Genomic DNA, 19,205 nt, shown 5'->3' with positions numbered 1-19,205 from the left:
ACAAGCGACCTAAGTGGGTCGATATTGATACTTAATATTATTGAATAGGGCAGTGTGATGAATATTAATAACAACAAGCAATTGGGTTTTGATGAGCTAGATGAATTGGTTCGTCCGGCGCCAGAAGTGGTCGAGTTTGAAGAAGTGGCCAATAAAATGGTCTCTCGCCGTGGCTTTTTAGGCGGTGGTGTTGCTGTGGGAGCCGGGGCATTTGTGATGGGCTCGACCACATTGGCGGCAGGGAAAGCGATGGCAGCGAGCGCTGAAGAATCTCGTCTTGCTTTCAGCATGGTTAAGGCCAATGCGCTTGATACCATCACAGTGCCTGAGGGTTATAAGTGGGAAGTGTTGGCTTCATGGGGCGATCCTCTGTTCAGTAATGCTCCTGCTTTTGATGCAGCAACGGGCGGGACTGGTGCTTCTCAAGAGTTGGCGTTTGGCGATCACAATGACGGCATGGCGTTTTTCTCGAAAGATGGCAAACAAATCATGGCCATCAACAATGAATACACCAATGAAAAGACACTTCACGCTAACCGCGCTGATGGTATGCCTGCTAACGCGGACGATGTTCGCAAAAATAAAGCGGCTCACGGTGTGTCAATCATTGAAGTGGCACAACGCGGTGGTAAATGGGGGATTGTTCAAGATTCTCCTTACAATCGTCGCATCACAGCGGATACGGAAATGGATATCACGGGGCCTGCTCGTGGTCATAAGTGGATGCAGACTTCCGAAGACCCGAAAGGCTTGGTGGCAAAAGGAACGTGGAACAACTGTGGTAATGGACAAACTCCATGGGGTACGTATTTGACTTGTGAAGAGAACTTTAACGGTTACTTCACAGCCAATGATAAAAATTACAAAATGCCAGAAGCATTTAAGCGTTATGGTATGAGTACAGAAGGTCGCTATAATTGGGCGATGGCAGACGCGCGCTTTGATTTGGTAAAAGAGCCAAATGAGCCAAACCGCTTTGGTTATGTTGTGGAAATCGACCCACTTGATCCAACGTCTCGTCCTAAGAAACGCACCGCACTTGGCCGTTTTAAACATGAAAACGCGGAGTTAACCATTGCTGCAAACGGTCATGTTGTTGTGTACCTTGGTGATGACGAGCGTGGTGAATTTTTATACCGCTTTGTTTCCAAAAACAAATATTTAGCTGGCGGCAATAACCGTGACTTGTTAGAAGAAGGTACTTTGTACGTTGCTAAATTCCACGATAACAACCGTGGTGAGTGGTTGGCTTTGACACCAAAAACAACCGGCATGACAGACGCTGAAATTTCCATTCATACTCGAATGGCGGCTTCTAAAGTGGGAGCAACAACGATGGATCGCCCTGAATGGGTCGCGGCTCATCCTCACAAAGCGGAAGTGTATTGCTCCCTAACAAACAACAAAAACCGCGGCGTTAAACCAAATGCGGGTGGCGATGCGACACCGGCTAGCGGTCCAAACCCACGAGTGAAAAACAACTTTGGCCAGATCGTTCGTTGGACGCCAATGGACTCGGATCATACTCATAACGAGTTTAAGTGGGACTTGTTCGTATTGGCGGGTAATCCAGCTGTGTACGATGATGCCAATGCAGGCTCTAAGAACGTTAACCAAGACAATATGTTTAATTCACCGGATGGCTTAAAGTTCGATTCCAAAGGTTTATTGTGGATTCAAACAGACGGCAACTATTCGAATGAAAAAGGTTTCCAAGGCCAGGGCAATAACCAGATGCTAGTGGGTGACCCTGAAACAGGCGAAATTCGTCGTTTCCTTGTGGGGCCTAAAGAATCTGAAATCACCGGAGCGACATGGAATGCGGCACGCACAACCATGTTTATTGGTGTACAGCATCCAGGTGAAGGTGGTAACTCACACTGGCCAAATGGCGGTAACTCAGTGCCTCGCTCTAGTGTGATTGCTATATCACGCGAAGACGGTGCAGTCATCGGCTAAGTTTTTGCTTTATAAGAATATTTTATGGATTATAAAGCCAGCATATTTGTTATGCTGGCTTTTTTTATGGCGGTAAATAACCTGATACAGGTCACAATTAGCATGATATAGGTCACAATATTTATAAGATGTTTTTATAGGTTCTTGTGTCGTAGGGAAGAAAATGTCAGTCTTAGAAATGTGCATATTAAAAGCAAGGAATTAGGCCATTACCTGATGATGAATATGGATATTTACTCTCTCTTTTGTGATTATAGGTTTTAGGCGCTGTACTAGGTGCGGTCATGAACATGAAAATGTAAGCGAGTCAGAATGGGTGTTGTACTTTCTAAGTCACTTTTTATTAAGCAGGCAGTTTTAACCTTAGCACTCGCGATTGTTTTAAGTTTGGTTACCAGTGGCATTCAATTTGTTGATGGCATTCAAAATCAAAAAACACAAATCAATCAAGATTTCGAAGAGCTATTGGCCGTTGTTGAAAAGCCTCTGTCCGAAGCGGTGTTTCGCTTGGATGTGTCTTTTGCACAACAGCAAATCGACAGTTTACTGTTTAATCCGACGATTGCGCACCTAGAGGTTCGAGATGAATCTGGGGAACTGTTTGTCGAAGCCAGTGCAGGGCAGCGTAATTTCGCGTTATCGAGTAAAATTGCCGAATATTTTTTATCTGACTTACAAACCTACGACCGTGCGTTGCATTTAGAGAGCCCTGTTTTCGATGCCGGGCATTTATTGGTCTGGCCAGAAAAACGGTATTTGCTCGATAAAATTTTCAAAGAGCAGCTTTCCATTCTGATCTATAACGTATTTAAAGACCTTTTACTCGCTTCGTTAATCTCCCTCGTATTTTACTATTTGGTTACTTACCCTCTTAAGCGTTTAACTGAGTCGTTATCGACCGTTGGCCATAATCAGGACATTCCTCTTCCTAAGTCGTTTCATCGTTATCACCAGTCTGATGAATTGGGGAATTTACATTCGACGTTTTCATCCTTATGGAAAAAACTCAACACGGCGTTAAGTGATCTTGAACGCAGTGACAGTCACACTAAGGCCATGATAGAGCACGCTGCCGATGGTATTTTGTTGCTGGATGAAAACAACCAGATCTCCTTGATGAACACCGCTGCAGAACGCATGTTAAAAAATCGCAGTGACATGTTGCAATCGCGTTCTTTGGAAACCTTGCATACTGCCTCGTCGTGGCCGGTGTTTTATGAGGTTTTAATCGGGTTGAAATTAAATGAACCCGTAACGGTTGAGACCACTTATCGTATACAAGGCATCGAATTGCCTGTTGAAATACGGCTGGCGAAATACCGAGTACAAGACAAAATAGAAACACTTTTACTGATCCGGGATGTGTCTGAACGAAAAGAAACCGAAGCGCACATTCATCGTCTGGCCTATTACGATACCGTGACAGGGTTGCCTAACCGACAATATTTGGCCAATAAATTGGGCGATACATTAAAGAGTAAGGTGCAGCATTCACATTATTCGGCCGTGGTATTTATGGATCTTGATCGCTTTAAAACCATCAATGATTCGCTTGGCCACAATGTGGGGGATTTATTATTAAAATGTGTCGCGAAACAGTTGTCTTCTCTGGTTGAAGATAATGTGGTTTTTGCCAGAATGGGCGGAGACGAATTTGCCTTTTTACTGACGCATATTGGTAATAATAAAGAACCTGTAGAACGAGCCATTAATGGGTTTGCTGAAAGTGTCATGTACGCCTGCCAACAGGTGAAAACCGCCGGTCATCATGAAGTGCACATTACCGCAAGCCTAGGCGCTACGATTTTTAATGGCCAAGAAGGCTCAGTCGAAGCAATCTTGAAACAAGCAGATACAGCGCTATACCGAGCGAAAGAATCTGGGCGAAATACGTTTGCGTTGTATAAGCCAGAAATGCAAGCGGTGTCTGATGCGCGTCTTGAAATGGAAAAAGCCCTTCACCACGCGACAGAGTTCAAATTGTTTGAATTGTATTATCAGCCACAAACGAACGATAAAAATCAGTTAATCGGTGCAGAGGCGCTGATTCGTTGGAAAGACGAGCAAAAAGGTTTTATCTCGCCAGCTACCTTTATCCCGGTGGCGGAAGAAATTGGCCTGATTGTAGAGATCGGGCATTGGGTACTGAACGAAGCCTTGTCTCAAGTGGCGATTTGGTTGAAAGAAGGCAAGTGGGATCTTTCATGGCGAATGTCGATTAACGTCAGTCCTATTCAGTTTCAACAAGCAAGCTTTTTGCCGATGCTGAAAACTCAGCTGGAGAAACATGATGTGCCAGCCCGTTGTGTTGATCTGGAAATTACGGAAAACATGCTGCTCAATGATCTTACTTCCTCCCTAGAAAAAATGAATGCCATTAAAGCCATGGGCATTCACCTTTCAATAGACGACTTCGGCACAGGTTATTCCTCTTTGAAATATTTAAAATCCTTGCCCATAGATCGATTGAAAATCGACCAATCTTTTGTCCGTGATTTACTTACAGATAAGAGTGATGAGGCCATCGTACATGCGGTTATTGCTATGGCAAAGGCACTGAAAATAAGTGTCTTGGCAGAAGGGGTTGAAACACTGTCTCATTACGATAGATTGCGAGAAATAGACTGCTTTTATTATCAGGGCTACTATTTTGGCCATCCTTTGCCACCCAAAGAGTTTATTGCTGAGTTTGTTCACGATTGAACCTCATAGACTGCCGTTTTGTAGCGTAGTATTACTGAACAAATTTATATTTAACGTTAAGGGCAAGCTATAGATTTTCTGTCTTCATTAGCGACATTGACCATTCATTGGGGTGCGTTGCTGTTCGTTTTTTTGCTGTTTGTCGCGGTGGTCGCCGTTGCCGTTATGTATTGGGTGGATACGCATCAAACGGCTCATACCATAAGACGAAACTACCCAGTGGTAGGTCGTTTTCGTTATCTGTTTGAGCATCTGGGTGAGTTTTTTCGCCAATACTTTTTCGCAATGGATCGAGAGGAACGGCCGTTTGATCGCGCAGAGCGTTCTTGGGCCTATCGTGCTGCAAAGAAGGTCGACACGACGATTGCGTTTGGATCAACGCGTTCCCTCGAAACCCCTGGTGATATCTTCTTTTTAAACTGTGCTTTTCCTACGTTAGATGAAGACGCTGCCCAACCGAAAGAAATTTGCATCGGTGAATTTACGGCCAAAACGCCTTACAGAACACGTTCTGTGGTGAATATTTCAGGCATGAGCTTTGGTGCATTATCGAAACCTGCGGTACAAGCGCTGTCCAAGGGAGCCCGTAAAGCGGGTATTTGGATGAACACAGGAGAAGGCGGATTGTCTCCTTATCACTTAGAGGGTGGATGCGATCTGGTTTTTCAAATAGGCACCGCGAAATACGGAGTTCGTAATCACGAAGGCCAATTAGACGACGCCAAATTGCTGAATCTTGCTGAACACCAAAACGTTCGCATGTTCGAAATTAAAATGAGCCAAGGTGCGAAACCAGGCAAGGGGGGGATGCTGCCGGGCACAAAGGTAACGGAAGAGATAGCGCACACTCGGGGGATTCCTGTTGGACAAGATTCTATTAGCCCTAACGGCCATACTGACATTAAATCGATCGATGATTTGTTAAACATGGTTTATCGTGTTCGTCAGGTTACCTCTAAACCTGTTGGCTTTAAAATGGTGGTAGGGGATCTGAGTTTTTTCGAAACCTTGTGTGAGTTGATACACAAAAAAGGCATCGATTACTGCCCGGATTTTATCACGATTGACAGTTCTGATGGTGGAACGGGGGCGGCGCCTCAACCCTTGATGGACTATGTTGGTATGCATTTGCGTGAAAGCTTGCCGACGGTGGTGAACATCATCACTTCTTATGGTTTGCGTCGTTACATCAAAATTATTGCGTCTGGTAAGCTGATTGTTCCGGGTAAAGCGGCGTGGGCATTGAGCGCTGGTGCTGACTTTGTGGTGACGGCCAGAGGTTTTTTATTTTCACTGGGTTGTATTCAAGCATTACAGTGTAACAAAAACACCTGTCCAACGGGTATTACGACCCACAACCCTGAACTGCAACGGGGTCTGGTAGCGACAGAAAAGTCAGAGCGAGTAGCGAACTACGCCGCTGAGCTGTTGCATGGGATAGGGATGATTGCGCATTCGTGCGGTGTAAAAGAGCCGAGAGAATTGACTCGATCTCATGTTCGCATCATAGAAAACCAAAGTCGATCTCAACTATTTTCGCAAGCGAATCCTATACCCAATGTAAGGCCCGAATACATTAAAATGACAGGATTTCAGGATAAAGCGATTACCACGGAAGAGCGCCTGCAATAATGGGTTTGATTGGCCATTTCTTTGTCTAATGCTAACTATATCGCCCTATTGAAAGGGGCGATATTTACTTTTACTCTGTGTGCTGTATTTTTTAGCTTCCACTTTTTTCATTAGAGGCGCGTATGTCGGCTTTGTTTCACTATGCTTTTCATGTTACTTCACTTGCAGAAACGCGTGATTTCTACACGAATGTTTTGGGATGTACTGAAGGCAGAAGCACGGACACTTGGATTGACTTTGACTTTTACGGACATCAATTGTCGTTGCATCTTGGTGAACCAAGTCCCACAAAAAATACAGGTCGAGTGGGTGAGCATCTTGTGCCTATGCCGCATTTCGGTTTGATTTTGGCTTTGGAAGAATGGCAAAAAGTCGCCAAACGCTTAACCGTAGCGAATGTTGCCTTTGATCTTGAGCCGAGCGTTCGATTCGAAGGCTTGCCAGGGGAACAGTGGACATTGTTCTTTAAAGACCCGAGTGGCAATGCTATTGAGTTAAAAGGGTTTAAAGATCTGGCGCAGGTGTATGCGAAATGATTCCTTTTGTGAGTCGAAGCAGCGCGACGGAGCAGGCCGTTTGGATTGAGTCGCTTTCAAAAGCGATGCCATCAGAACATATTGTGCCTTTTTCCGATCTAACTCCTGAACAAAAACAACAGTGTGATATTGCCATTGTGGCGAATCCTGACCCTCAGGATTTAATGGCCTTGCCTGCTTTGAAATGGGTTCACAGTGTGTGGGCTGGGGTTGAACGTATGGTGAATGAGTTGTCTTCGCCTCATTTTTCTATTGTAAGGTTGATTGACCCCAATCTTGCTCGCACTATGTCAGAAGCCGTATTGGCTTGGACATTGTTTTTGCACAGGGACATGCCAACGTATGCCAAGCAGCAAGCTCAGCATCAGTGGAGTCCGTTGCCAATGGTACTTCCTAAGGAGCGACGAATAGGGATCCTAGGATTAGGTGAACTTGGGCGCGTCAGTGCGAGTCGATTGGTTGAAAATGGTTTTACTGTGGCGGGTTGGAGTCGCCATCAGAAACACATCGAAGGGGTTGAGTGCTGGTGTGGCGACGAAGGATTGGTCTCATTATTAAGCCAAAGTGATATCATTGTCTGCTTATTGCCGTTAACCCCAGAGACAAAAGGGTTGTTAAACCGTGAGACGTTGTCGCATTTGCCTGTCGGGTCGAGTCTTATTAACTTTGCCAGAGGGGCCATCATTGACGATGATGCGTTGTTATTACAACTTGATCGCGCTGCGCTATCGCACGCGGTATTGGATGTTTTTATGCATGAGCCTTTGCCCAAGGATCATCCCTATTGGTCACATCCATCGGTGAGTGTGCTTCCGCATATTTCTGCTCCCACACACCCTGAAAGCGCGAGTGCTATCGTGGCGAAGAACATAGAAAATTACCGATTGACGGCAGAAATGCCGATGTTAGTGGATCCGATATTGGGTTACTAATAGAACAGATTCGTGTTTAAAAAATCATCCAATAAATCTAAAAAATGGAGCCTGAATATGCCGCATTGTATCGTAGAATACAGTCAAAATTTAGAACAAGAAGTTCCCCCAGCGGATTTATTAGAAGCCGTAAAAGAAGCGTGTATAGCCTCGACACTCTTTTCTGTAGAAGACATTAAACTGCGCAGCTTCCCCTACAAAAGCTTTTTGACGGCTGGCAAGGAAGATGCGTTTGTGCACGTTATTCTCCGCATGCTATCTGGTCGATCGTTAGAGCAAAGAAAACAGCTTTCTCATTTGGTGCTAGAAGCATTAACACAATTTTCATTAAAGGATGTTAGCTTTTCAGTTGAAGTGTGTGAAATGGAAAGCGATACCTATGTGAAAAAGGTCGTTTTGTCTCAATAAAAGGCATCGCGTCTTGCCGGCCAGGATAAATATCAATGAAAAGCATTGTGTGCTCGTTATTACTCGTTCCAAGTTTTTTGTGGGCACAAGTCGAATTGACTGGTGATGCTGAGCCATCTTTGAGTACGACGGTGTTACCAGAAGATTTGGACACGCCGTATTCGCCAGAAGAGCCTGACGTTCCTGAGTCAATTGCCCAGCGCGCCAAAGAGGCAAATGGGCTTTTTCAACAGCGAGAAAATCGAGAAACGGCCACAGTGAGCAATCCGTTTGTGCTGACGCCGCATAAGCCAAACTATTTTTTGCCTATAGCCTACACGTCTAATCCAAATGATCGCGCCTTCTTGGGTGATCAGGCGGATTCCGAGACTTTAGACTCTGTGGAGTTTAAGTTCCAGCTAAGTGTGAAGTTTCCGGTCGCCTATGATGTGGTGGGACGAAACAGCAGTTTGTGGTTCGCCTACACGCAGCAAGCTTATTGGCAGGCCTACAATGGCACGATTTCCGCTCCATTTCGTGATACCAATCATGAGCCAGAAGCCTTTATTGTTACCAAACCCAAAAACGGCTTTTTAGGCATTAAACCGAACTACGTATCGTATGGCTTTAATCACCAATCGAATGGCCAATCGGGTGATTTGTCGCGTTCATGGAATCGGTTTTATGTGGATTTCATGTTTGAGCATGGCGACACGGCATTTTCATTTAAACCTTGGTATCGAATTCCTGAAAGCGCTAAGGTCGATGACAATCCTAATATTGAAGACTATTACGGTTATGGTGAATTCAACCTGATTCACGTCATTGATGATTACACAGTGGATATTATGCTTCGAAACAATCTGAAGTCGTCAGGAAATAGAGGTGCGGTTCAGGTCGGGTTTACGTTTCCTCTGTGGGGCAAAACGCGTGGCTATGTTCAATACTTTAATGGTTACGGGCAATCCTTATTAGATTACAACCACCAAACTCAGTCTTTGGGGATTGGCATAATGCTGACAAACTGGTTGTAGTTCTGCCAGTAAAAACCGGCATGAAATAACCTCGTAGTACTTCATAAAAAATACCCCGCATGTGTCGGGGTATTTTTTTTGTTCTTTTTAAACTCACCAAAGCGCTATTTAAACTCAAGAAATAGTGAGAGATGGTCTGTCATTAAGTTGTCATCTCAGTGCCACGGAACGGACATTTTACTGGTCTATGTTGAAAGTAAGATAAAACCAGTGAGGTGATAAGTATGAACATACTTCAAAATATCCACGCGGTGGATGTACAGACTTTTTCTTGGTGTATGGCTCGAAAACATCGAGTCTTGTTAACGCGAATTGGGCGCGCTGTTTCATTTTCGGCTGATGGGCCGTTGTATGTGGCGGCGGCTTTGTTGTTTTGGTTCACCGGTTACAAAGTGCTGGTGCTTGTCATGGTGGTGGGGTTTCTACTCGAGCGCCTTGTGTATCTTGTATTGAAAAAAGGTTTCAAGCGAAATCGTCCTGCCGATGCGCTGGATAATTTCAGCAGTTTTATCATCCCATCTGATCAATTTTCCTTTCCCTCTGGGCACACGTCAGGGGCATTTTTTATGGCCTATTGTTTGTCCGAATGGTTTCCAAGCATGAACATTATGCTGTATTTCTGGGCCGCAAATGTGGGCTTGTCTCGTGTTTTTCTGGGCGTACATTTTCCGACGGATACGGTGATTGGTGCCTTGTTAGGCAGCGCGTGTGCTGCGTTGGCAATAGGAGTGTTGGTATGAAAATACTGTATGGCGTTCAAGGAACGGGCAATGGACACATTACGCGAGCGAGAGCCATGGCGGCTGAAATGCACGCAGCAGGTGTCGAGGTGGATTTCGTTTTTTCTGGACGTCCACCCGAAGACTATTTCGACATGGCTGTGTTTGGGGATTATCGAACGTTTCAAGGGCTAAGCTTTGTCGCTCGAGATGGCAAACTGGATTTATACGCTACGTGCCGCAGTGCCAATTTTTATAAGTTATACCGAGACATTTGCAGTCTGGATACCCGCGGTTACGATTTGGTGATGGCCGATTTTGAACCTATTGTCGCCTGGGCAGCCAAACGCCAAGGCGTTACATGTGTGGGGTTTGGGCATCAGTATGCATTCAAATATGATATTCCACGGTATAAAAAGAATGCCATTGCGCAGTTTATTATGTCGAATTTTGCGCCTGCAACCACACAGCTGGGTGCGCATTGGCACCACTTTGGGCACCCGATTTTACCGCCGCTTATTCATGCGCAACCCTTAACGAATATCGCTGACCCTGAGCAGGTGTTGGTCTATTTGCCCTTCGAAAACAGTGAAGCGGTGTTAGAGTGGTTAGAAGGCGTGCCGAATTACCGTTTTAAATTGCATTGTAAGGACATTGAACCAGGTGTTTACGGTAATGTGGAGGTGTTTCCATTTGGCCGTGATTTGTTTCAGAAGAACTTGAGTGAGTGTGAATCGGTATTGTGCAATGCCGGTTTTGAATTGAATTCTGAAGCGTTGCAATTAGGGCGTCGTATTTTAGCAAAACCATTGAAAGGCCAGATCGAACAGCATTCCAATGCGATCGCGTTAGAGATGTTGGGCGTGGCGAAAACAAGCGATGTGTTGAGCTCGGATATTATTCAAGACTGGCTAGAAACAAGTCGAGTGGTACAGATATCGTATCCTAATGTTGCTCGTGCTGTTGTGGCGTGGTTGCAGTCTGGGAATGATGTGAGTGTCGAGGATTTGTGCGAGTCGTTATGGAAGCAAACACCGAACGTTCGTGGAATTGATTTTACTTTAGCGTTGGATAAGTCTGCGTCTAGACTGCCTACCAATATTAAAAACGTTACGGCCTAATGTTGGCCGTAACGTTTTGTTTTCTTAGTTTCAGGCTGGACGGTTAGGCGTTCAGTGTCTTCTTGAAAAAGGCAACAGTTCTATCCCAAGCCAGTTCAGCATTCTTTTCATCGTAGCGAGCGGTTGAGTCATTGTGAAAGCCGTGATTTGCTTTGGCATACACATAGGCTGTGTAATCGACTTTGTTCGCTTTCAATACTTTTTCGTATTCTGGCCAAGTGTCGTTCACGCGTTTATCAAGTTCGGCAAAATGCAGCTGTAACGGCGCTTTTATGTTGTCGATATTGGATTTGGCTGGGGTGCCGTAGAAGGGCGCGCCTGCGTGAATGGTATCTGGCATGGCCGCGGCCAACGCATTGGTCAAGTAGCCACCGTAGCAAAATCCAACCATACCGACTTTTCCGGTGCTTAATTCATGGTTTTTAAGCAAGGTTGCCGCGTCCATAAAGTCACCTTCGATTTTATTGCCATCTAATGTCTTTTGCATGGCACGACCTTCGTCGTCATTGCCTGGATAACCACCCAAAGGGAATAACGCGTCTGGAGCAAACGCAATGAACCCTGCTTTGGCTAGGCGACGAGCCACATCTTCAATGTAGGGGTTAAGGCCTCTGTTTTCATGAGCCACAAGCACTGTGGCCGCTTTGTTGTTTGGGGTGACGTTTTTCGGGATAACCAAATAACCTCGTGCTTTACCGTGTCCATGGGGCGCGTCGTATTCGACGTAAGTCGCGGTAATGTCTGGGTCATTAAAAGAGACTTGTTCTGCAAGCGCATAGTTTGGGGTGAGTGCGCCAGCAACAACAGAAAGTGTTAACCCTGTGACGCTGAGTGTTCCAAGGCGAGATAAAAACGTACGACGGTCTATGTCACCGTGTGCGTATTCGTCATACCAGTCAAAGGCTTCTTGCGGAATACGGTTCGTGGATAATGGTCTAGCGGTCGATTTTTCAGTCGATAAAGTCATTACAATTCCTTCTCTCTGGTTGTTATCTCGGTATGTAACGCATTGTTTAGAACTTAATCAGGTAAAGTGGTTCAATGAATACGCAGAAAAAAAGCATCGAGATGACATTTATTGATCTTTTTTTCAGACGAATGCGTATTAAGATTAGCAAAGATAAAATATAACTCTTTATCAATAGTCTGGTTTCATGTGTTTAGTAGATAAAACTTTGTAGGAACGGATATTAATGATGCGTAAAATGCCGATTATTATTACTGGTGGCGCGCAACGTTTGGGGCTTGCTTGTGCCAAAGCGCTTCTTGCTGAAGGGTATCAGGTGATAATTACTTATCGTCGAATGCGCGATGAAATTACGCAACTTGAAGCGCAGGGAATCGCTTGCATACAAGCAGACTTTTCAACCGCTGCGGGCGTAGAGGCTTTTATTAGCCAAATACGAAATGATTATTCTGCTTTGGGTGGCATTGTTCACAATGCGTCTGAGTGGGACTCAGAGGAAGAGGGTGAAGATACGTCGTTGTTAATGGAAAAAATGTGGCAAGTGCATGTATTTGCGCCTTATCGTATAAATCTTGCCTTCGAAGCATTATTATGTGCGGGCGCTGAGCATGATGGACAAGCAGACATTATTCACATGACGGATTATGTGGCGGAAAAAGGCAGTGATAAACACATTGCTTACGCGGCAAGTAAGGCCGGTTTAGCGAATTTAACACTTTCATTTGCAAAACGTTTTGCGCCACGGATTAAAGTCAACGCCATCGCGCCATCTCTGTTGATTTTTAACCAACATGATGACGATGAATATCGAAAAAAAGCGTTGAATAAATCGTTGCTTCGCAAAGAGCCGGGCGAGCAAGAAGCCGTACTAGCCGTACAGTACATATTAGACAGTCACTACATGACAGGTCGAACCTTGTCACTTGATGGAGGCCGACATTTGGTGTGAATTGCCAAGTGAGACTTCTTTATTTTGAATGCCTCCATGTCATGAGACAGGGTTAAGAAACTTAGGACAAAGATATGAAAGCGAATACAGCTGAACTAACTAATGTAAATAGCCTTGTGTTGTCTACCGAGGCCATAAAAGTACGTGATGCTTTAGTCAAAAGCGGCCTTGAAACGCCGATGATTGATAACGGTTTAACCGGCGAAGAAAAATACCAGCGCATTAAAAATGCATTTGAAGATGTAGTAACAACGCTCGGTCTGGATTTGACGGATGACAGTTTGGCCGAAACCCCACACCGCATCGCTAAAATGTACGTGAAAGAAATTTTTTCCGGTTTGGATTACAGTTTGTTTCCTAAAATCACTGTGATCGAAAACAAAATGCAAGTCGATGAAATGGTTAAGGTGAGTGATATCAGCTTTACCAGTACTTGCGAACATCATTTTGTGACCATTGATGGCTTAGCAAAAGTGGCGTACTTGCCAAAGAATAAGATCATTGGTTTGTCTAAGATAAACCGTATTGTGCGATTTTTTGCTCAGCGCCCACAAGTACAAGAGCGTCTAACTCAGCAAATTTTAGTGACACTACAAACGTTGTTGGAAACCGACAATGTTGCCGTTAGCATCAATGCGGTACATTACTGCGTGAAAGCCCGTGGTGTCATGGATGCCAGCTCATCTACTCAAACGACTGCGTTGGGTGGATTGTTCAAACGCAGCGACAAAACACGCGGCGAATTTCTTGCCCGTTAAATTGTCATACTTGGTCGTGTAGGGTTGGTCGTAAGATGTGAATGGAAAGAGCCGAAACAAGGCTCTTTTTTTATGCCTTAGATTCAGGCACTGTGTTATGGAAATAAAGCCAATTTGATGTGTGGGTGTGATTATGACAGATAAAAAAGCAGCGTGGTTTCCAGCCAAAGAAAATGGCTGGGGATGGGGGAAGCCAACTTCATGGCAAGGCTGGGGCGTTATTGTGGCTTATTTGTTAAGCATTGCTTTGGTCAGCTTCTGGGTAGACCCAAAAGTGGACGTATTGACGTGGGTTGGTTGGGTCAGCGTGTGTACTCTTGCATTGATAGGGATGTATGTTTGGAAAGGAGAGTCACCAAACTGGAAGTGGAAGACCATCGAAAAAGAAAAACGTAAGTGGTTTAAGTAGATTTAAAGATTTTATTTATGAGTTAGATACGTTCAAATAAGCAAAATTTCAATAAGGATATAGAAAATGCGTACGTCCGGCGTGTTGTTGTTTATTGCTTATTTGGGCTTTATCAGTTTAGGGTTGCCAGACGCAGCTCATGGGATTAACTGGCCATTTGTGCGAGTCGAGTTTTCCGTTCCAATGGGATGGTTGGGTCTGGTGATTGCTGCTGGTGGTGTTGGCTATTTGATATCGAGCTTTTCGGTTGGGTATCTTATTCAGCGTTTTGGTGTTGGCTGGTTACTGATAGTAAGCAGCTTGTTGGTTAGCATCGGTTTATTTGGCTTTTATTTTAGCCCGGCTTTTCTTATTTTTATGGCGTTTTCTTTGGTCATAGGAATGGGGTCGGGGGCTATTGATGCCGGAATGAATGCCTATGCAGCGGAACACTTTTCGACACGTCACATGAATTGGTTGCATGCCGCATTTGGCGTTGGGGCTACCACAGGACCTATTATTGTTACGGCGGTATTGGTGAGCTTTTCGCAGAATTGGCGGTTAGGGTACGCAGTACTAGCGGTGATTTTGTTCACTATGTCGGTGGTGTTTTTGTTTAGTCGGCATCTATGGGAAAGTGATAAACACGCTCCTAAAAAAGCAGAGCCTTCGCCGGATGACCTAGCGACAGTGACTCAAGCTCAAGCATTGAAGAATCCAGTTATTCGCTATCAAATTGCTTTTTTCTTTTTGTATTCTGGTGTGGAAGTCGGTGTTGGGCAATGGGCCTTTACTATTATGACTGAATCTCGTGGTATTTCCTTGGCCAGCGCCGGAACTTGGGTGGCGGTTTACTGGGGGGCATTGGCGTTTGGGCGCGCTATTTTTGGTCTTTTGGTTGAGCGCTTTCTTGTCGATCAATTGTTGCGGCTGTGCTTAGCGGGTGTGGCTGTTGGCACGGTATTATTTTCGATCAACATGACGCCATATACGAGCTATGTTGGGCTGTTGTTGATGGGTTTTTGTGCTGCACCTATATTCCCCTGCATGATTTCCCAAACAGTGGCGCGAGTTGGAAAAAAATACGCGATTCACGCCATTGGTTTTCAAATGAGTGCCGCGGTTATTGGAGCCATGAGCTTGCCTTTTTTGAGCGGTTTGATTGGCGGCGAGTTTGGTCTGACCTATCTGAGCGTGACATTTTTGGTGTATGCACTGTTGTTGTTTGGGTTGTTTCAGATCATTCTAAAGCGGGGTTCATAACCCTAGAATGATCTGAGTGTGCTTGTTATGGAGCCTGCTAAGCCGTTAGGTTAAGAGGCTTCGTTTTCTAAGGTGTTGCGTTTTACTAAAGAGGGAAACAAGTACATCCAGATACCGACAACGGCAATGGTACCAACACCACCAATAATAATAGCGGGAACCACACCGAACCACGCCGCGGTTACCCCCGACTCAAATTCCCCTAATTGATTGGAACTGCCAATAAAAACAGAGTTGGCCGCACTGACTCGTCCACGCATATCATCCGGTGTTTCTAATTGTACCAGCGTTGAACGAATGACCACGCTAATCATGTCCGATGAGCCGAGTAGCACTAAGGCAACCATGGATAGGATAAGGTTTTCGGATAACCCAAACAGAATCGTTGCCACACCGAACACAGCCACGGCTGCAAACATGATTTTCCCAACGCTGTGAGTTAAAGGGCGGCGGGCCAAATAAATTGACATGAGGAGTGCGCCCACCGCAGGGGCACAACGGAGCAAACCCAAGCCCCACGCTTCTGTGTGAAGAATGTCTTTGGCCACAATCGGTAATAAGGCGGTAGCTCCGCCTAAAAGTACGGCAAACATATCCAATGACACTGAGCCTAGTATGACCTTGTTGCCGCGTATAAACTTCAGTCCACCTAATAAGTGTGACATGTCGATCGGTGCTTTGCTTTTCACCGTAAAGTTGTAATGCAAAAAGAACATGATGATGCATGACACGAAAAAGCAACTCATGCTCGAAACGTATAGCGTTGTGGGGCCCAAAAGATAGATTAGACCGCCTAGGGCGGGTCCCGCAATAACAGAAATTTCTCTGGCTGAAGCTATGGCGCTGATGGCTCTAGAAAGTAGTTCAGTGGGGACTAAATTAGGCAGAATGGCTTGGTTTGCTGGCATTTCAAATGCCCGTGCGGTGCCAAGCAATGCCGCGCATAGGTAGATCATATTGGCGGAAATACTCGATGTAATGTTTCCATAGGCCAAAATACCAACCGTCATGGCCATGGTAAATCGAGTGCACACACAGATCAGTCGACGGTTGTAGCGGTCGGCGACATGTCCTACCACCAAGGTCAGTAATAACTGTGGAAGAAACTGAAAAAGTCCGACTAATCCAAGCGCCATGGCGCTATTGGTTAAGTCGTACATTTGCCAGCCTATACCAACGCTGAGCATTTGAAAGGCAAAGGAAGACGCTATTTGACCAATCCAAAAATGGACGAAATTAGGGTGCTTAAACAGAGGTGGCATGGTGTTGTTCACTTATTTTACGTTTTGAGGAGATTGATCTATTTTACGTGCTTTTTAAGTGTGTGCTCGATGAAATTGAAACAGAAATCATGCAAAGAATATGGTAATTTGGCTGTCTGCTTATCAGGATGATAAATAGCCCTTTGAAATGGGCAAACTTTTACCCTTAGTTTGCTTAAATAGATCCGCTTTATTCGCGGATTGAACCGCTATTTTATAGAAAAAAAGGATACACATTGACTCTCTCCAACTCTTCCTCCAACGAGCGATTATCTCGCTGGTTGCTGCTGTCTTGTCTCATGGCTGTAGGCATTGGGCAATCGTTTATATTTACGTCATTACCGCCCATTGGCCGCGAGATCGGTTTAGCGGATGTTCGTATTAGTACGCTGATCACTGCAGGGGCAGCGACCTTTGTGGTTGCTGCGTTTTTGTGGGGCGGCATTATTAATCGCATTGGCCGCGTTCGCTCCGTGATTATTGGTATGAGCAGTTATGCCTTGACGATCGCGTTGACCGGTTTTGTATTGCAAGAGGCGCTGGCGAAGCACTTGTCCGCAGAGCAGACCTATTATTGGGTTTTTGCCTTGCGCATTGTGTTTTCTCTGGGGATTGCTGGTGTTTTGCCATCAATCCAAACGTATCTTATTGCACATACTGATATTAAGCACCGTAGTTCAACGATTGCAATGATTGGTGCATCGTTCAGTATCGGGATGATATTGGGACCTGCGTTTGCGTCTTTGTTGAGTAGTTTGGGGCTAACAGCACCGTTTTATATCATTGGTTTTTTGGCGGGTTGTGCCGCTTTGTTAGTGGTGTTTTTTGTTAAGGATGCGAAGCATGTGCGTCAGTTTGAAAAGCCGCCAGCGATCAATTGGTTAGTTCAACCTGTAATGCCCTTTTTGTGCATGTCTTCGTTGTCTATATTGGCGATGACTGGTGTACAACAAATCATGAGTTTTTTGATTCAAGATAGATTCCAGTTGGATGTTGCGCAAACGACTCATCAGTTGGGCTTTGCAATGATGACCATGTCTTGCTTCAGTATTTTGGTGCAAATGATTCTGGTACCAAGGTTTCAGCTTGGCGTGGTGACGTTAATGTTTTCGGGCGTGGGACTTGGTGTGTTGGCGCAGTTGGCATTTATTTATCTGGATTCGTACGTTGGTGTGTTACTGGCGATGGGGTTATTTGGTGCGGGCTTTGGATTTTTGTTTCCTGGTATTGTGACCGCTCAAACTTTATTGGTAAAAGACGATCAGCAAAGTCGTTTGGCCAGTATGAACGCCTCTATGCAAGGGCTTGGTGCGGCGTTGGGCCCAGTTATTTTGGCATCGCTTTATCAACTTGGTCAGTTGGTTCCATTCTTCGCATTGATGGCAGCGTTGCTCTTGATGTTATTGGTTTTTATTTATTGTAAAACCAAATTGAAACACGTTTTTTAATGCGCTGATGAGTTATGAATTCAGCTTAGTGTGAGCAGCCTGTCGTGGTGAAATACCAAAATGTTGGTGAAAGCGTCGACTAAAGTGGCTCAGGCTTAAATAGCCAAGTTCATAACTCACTTCTGTGACGGAACACTTTTCTTGCAAGCGTTGGTAAGCCCGACTCATTCTGCGTTGGTGTTGGTATTCTAATGGTGTACAACCGAGTTGACGTTTGAAGCTTTCATAAAATCGACTGCGACTCATGCAAGCTGTTTTGGCTAGGAAGTTAATGTCTAGTGGTTGGGCAAGGTTTTGTTCAATCCATTGGATGACACAGGTTAAGCCATTGGCATCGGGGGATCGTTGGGTGAATCGTAACAATGCGTCTCTGCCATGGTGCCTAAGAATGCGTGTGACCAGTTCACTCACACCAAAATCGACTAATAAATCTCTGTCTGGATCATTGCGCAAAAAATCACTGGTGAGACGATCGATCACTTGTTGAGTCGCTTGCGTATGTAAGGTGTGCAGATGTTGATTAGGGTCGAGCGTGCTGCCTGATGGCAAAGAGGTCACCATGATGTCATTCATCCGATCGCAAATTTGCGCGACTCTTTCTTTGGATATTGCAATGGTCAAACAGGTAGTGGGGCTGTGGTGCTGTGCTTCTGGAAAATCGATAAAGACTTCTTCTTCAGGCGCTAAAATGAAAGATTCATGTGGCAGAAAAGGGATGTTGTCGTGGTCTTTGGTGTGCATGACTTTCGCGCCTGTAACCATGCCGCAGTACAGTAACGAATCGGCTTTCAGGCTGACTTTTTGTGCTTGCTCATAAGTATCGTAAATACTCAGTTCTGAGTGTGGCCCTGCAAAACACACGCGGTTTTCGACCAATTGTATCGGCGCGCGTTTGTGTCTCAATAAGGTTTTTTCTGTCGAGATAGAACGACTCATTTACCCACCTCTTTTATTTTAATGATATGGCGTGGCAGTGTTGCTTCGCTCTTATCATCACTCTTGCTTGTCCATGGGTCAATGAAAAATAGCCAATCAGAAATGGATAGCGAGACAAGTTTCATGGACTCACAGGCAAGTTTTTCGGATTTATTGTTTCTACAGTAATAGACAAGGTAAAAACCTGAAATAAAAACAACAATAACGGAGA

General features: G+C 45.0%; 17 protein-coding genes. 14 read left to right on the top strand and 3 right to left on the bottom strand.

The window, feature by feature from the left end:
- The first annotated feature begins 57 nt into the window (after positions 1-57).
- The 9 genes from AABA11_RS11980 to AABA11_RS11940 all read left to right on the top strand — a co-directional run bounded on the left by AABA11_RS11980 (position 58) and on the right by AABA11_RS11940 (position 11,023).
- Entirely contained in the window at positions 58-1,959 is a 1,902-nt protein-coding gene (locus AABA11_RS11980) for a PhoX family protein (RefSeq protein WP_338268228.1), read from the top strand.
- Between the two features lie 312 nt (positions 1,960-2,271).
- Positions 2,272-4,662, top strand: coding sequence for an EAL domain-containing protein (locus tag AABA11_RS11975; protein WP_338268225.1), 2,391 nt, complete (start codon positions 2,272-2,274; stop codon positions 4,660-4,662).
- A gap of 96 nt (positions 4,663-4,758) precedes the next feature.
- A complete protein-coding gene (locus AABA11_RS11970) occupies positions 4,759-6,294 on the top strand; it encodes an FMN-binding glutamate synthase family protein (protein ID WP_420915698.1) in 1,536 nt (511 codons plus the stop codon).
- Positions 6,295-6,416: 122 nt separating this feature from the next.
- A complete protein-coding gene (locus AABA11_RS11965) occupies positions 6,417-6,830 on the top strand; it encodes a VOC family protein (RefSeq protein ID WP_338268223.1) in 414 nt (137 codons plus the stop codon).
- Positions 6,827-7,762 carry a 2-hydroxyacid dehydrogenase gene (locus AABA11_RS11960; protein ID WP_338268220.1) on the top strand — a complete coding sequence of 312 codons (936 nt, stop codon included), beginning with the start codon at positions 6,827-6,829 and terminating at the stop codon, positions 7,760-7,762. The genes AABA11_RS11965 and AABA11_RS11960 overlap by 4 nt, the downstream gene beginning before the upstream one ends.
- 57 nt (positions 7,763-7,819) lie before the next feature.
- The gene (locus tag AABA11_RS11955; protein WP_265728104.1) at positions 7,820-8,170 is read left to right on the top strand and encodes a 5-carboxymethyl-2-hydroxymuconate Delta-isomerase; all 351 of its coding nucleotides are present in this window, start codon (positions 7,820-7,822) and stop codon (positions 8,168-8,170) included.
- A 35-nt stretch (positions 8,171-8,205) separates the two neighbouring features.
- Positions 8,206-9,183: a phospholipase A gene (locus tag AABA11_RS11950; protein WP_338268216.1), complete on the top strand. Its 978-nt coding sequence runs from the start codon at positions 8,206-8,208 to the stop codon at positions 9,181-9,183.
- Positions 9,184-9,407: 224 nt separating this feature from the next.
- On the top strand, positions 9,408-9,923 hold the full coding sequence (locus AABA11_RS11945; protein ID WP_338268215.1) for a phosphatase PAP2 family protein: 516 nt from the start codon (positions 9,408-9,410) through the stop codon (positions 9,921-9,923).
- Positions 9,920-11,023 carry an MJ1255/VC2487 family glycosyltransferase gene (locus tag AABA11_RS11940; protein ID WP_338268213.1) on the top strand — a complete coding sequence of 368 codons (1,104 nt, stop codon included), beginning with the start codon at positions 9,920-9,922 and terminating at the stop codon, positions 11,021-11,023. The genes AABA11_RS11945 and AABA11_RS11940 overlap by 4 nt, the downstream gene beginning before the upstream one ends.
- Before the next feature lie 43 nt (positions 11,024-11,066).
- Here AABA11_RS11940 and AABA11_RS11935 read toward each other — a convergent pair whose 3' ends face one another.
- A complete protein-coding gene (locus AABA11_RS11935) occupies positions 11,067-11,990 on the bottom strand; it encodes a dienelactone hydrolase family protein (protein ID WP_338268210.1) in 924 nt (307 codons plus the stop codon).
- A gap of 226 nt (positions 11,991-12,216) precedes the next feature.
- Between AABA11_RS11935 and folM the strand changes: the two genes are divergently transcribed.
- From folM to AABA11_RS11915, 4 genes are all read left to right on the top strand, one after another.
- The gene (gene folM, locus AABA11_RS11930) at positions 12,217-12,939 is read left to right on the top strand and encodes a dihydromonapterin reductase (RefSeq protein WP_338268208.1); all 723 of its coding nucleotides are present in this window, start codon (positions 12,217-12,219) and stop codon (positions 12,937-12,939) included.
- 74 nt (positions 12,940-13,013) lie between these two features.
- Positions 13,014-13,697 (top strand): GTP cyclohydrolase I FolE, encoded by a 684-nt coding sequence (folE, locus tag AABA11_RS11925; protein ID WP_338268206.1) that lies wholly within the window; start codon positions 13,014-13,016, stop codon positions 13,695-13,697.
- Positions 13,698-13,830: 133 nt separating this feature from the next.
- Positions 13,831-14,106, top strand: coding sequence for a hypothetical protein (locus AABA11_RS11920; protein ID WP_338268204.1), 276 nt, complete (start codon positions 13,831-13,833; stop codon positions 14,104-14,106).
- A gap of 66 nt (positions 14,107-14,172) precedes the next feature.
- On the top strand, positions 14,173-15,348 hold the full coding sequence (locus AABA11_RS11915; protein WP_338268201.1) for an MFS transporter: 1,176 nt from the start codon (positions 14,173-14,175) through the stop codon (positions 15,346-15,348).
- 50 nt (positions 15,349-15,398) lie between these two features.
- Here the strand turns inward: AABA11_RS11915 and AABA11_RS11910 are convergent, their stop codons facing one another.
- Positions 15,399-16,610: an MFS transporter gene (locus tag AABA11_RS11910; protein WP_338268198.1), complete on the bottom strand. Its 1,212-nt coding sequence runs from the start codon at positions 16,608-16,610 to the stop codon at positions 15,399-15,401.
- Between the two features lie 236 nt (positions 16,611-16,846).
- Here AABA11_RS11910 and AABA11_RS11905 point away from each other — a divergent pair, with 236 nt between their 5' ends.
- On the top strand, positions 16,847-18,058 hold the full coding sequence (locus tag AABA11_RS11905; RefSeq protein WP_338268196.1) for an MFS transporter: 1,212 nt from the start codon (positions 16,847-16,849) through the stop codon (positions 18,056-18,058).
- A gap of 12 nt (positions 18,059-18,070) precedes the next feature.
- On the opposite strand, the gene AABA11_RS11900 is transcribed toward AABA11_RS11905, so the two are convergent.
- The gene (locus tag AABA11_RS11900) at positions 18,071-18,994 is read right to left on the bottom strand and encodes an AraC family transcriptional regulator (RefSeq protein ID WP_265728115.1); all 924 of its coding nucleotides are present in this window, start codon (positions 18,992-18,994) and stop codon (positions 18,071-18,073) included.
- Positions 18,995-19,205: the final 211 nt, after the last annotated feature.

The sequence above is a fragment of the Marinomonas pontica genome (assembly GCF_036322735.1).
Classification (GTDB): Bacteria; Pseudomonadota; Gammaproteobacteria; order Pseudomonadales; family Marinomonadaceae; genus Marinomonas; species Marinomonas pontica.
This window is presented reverse-complemented; position numbering and strand designations above follow the sequence as displayed.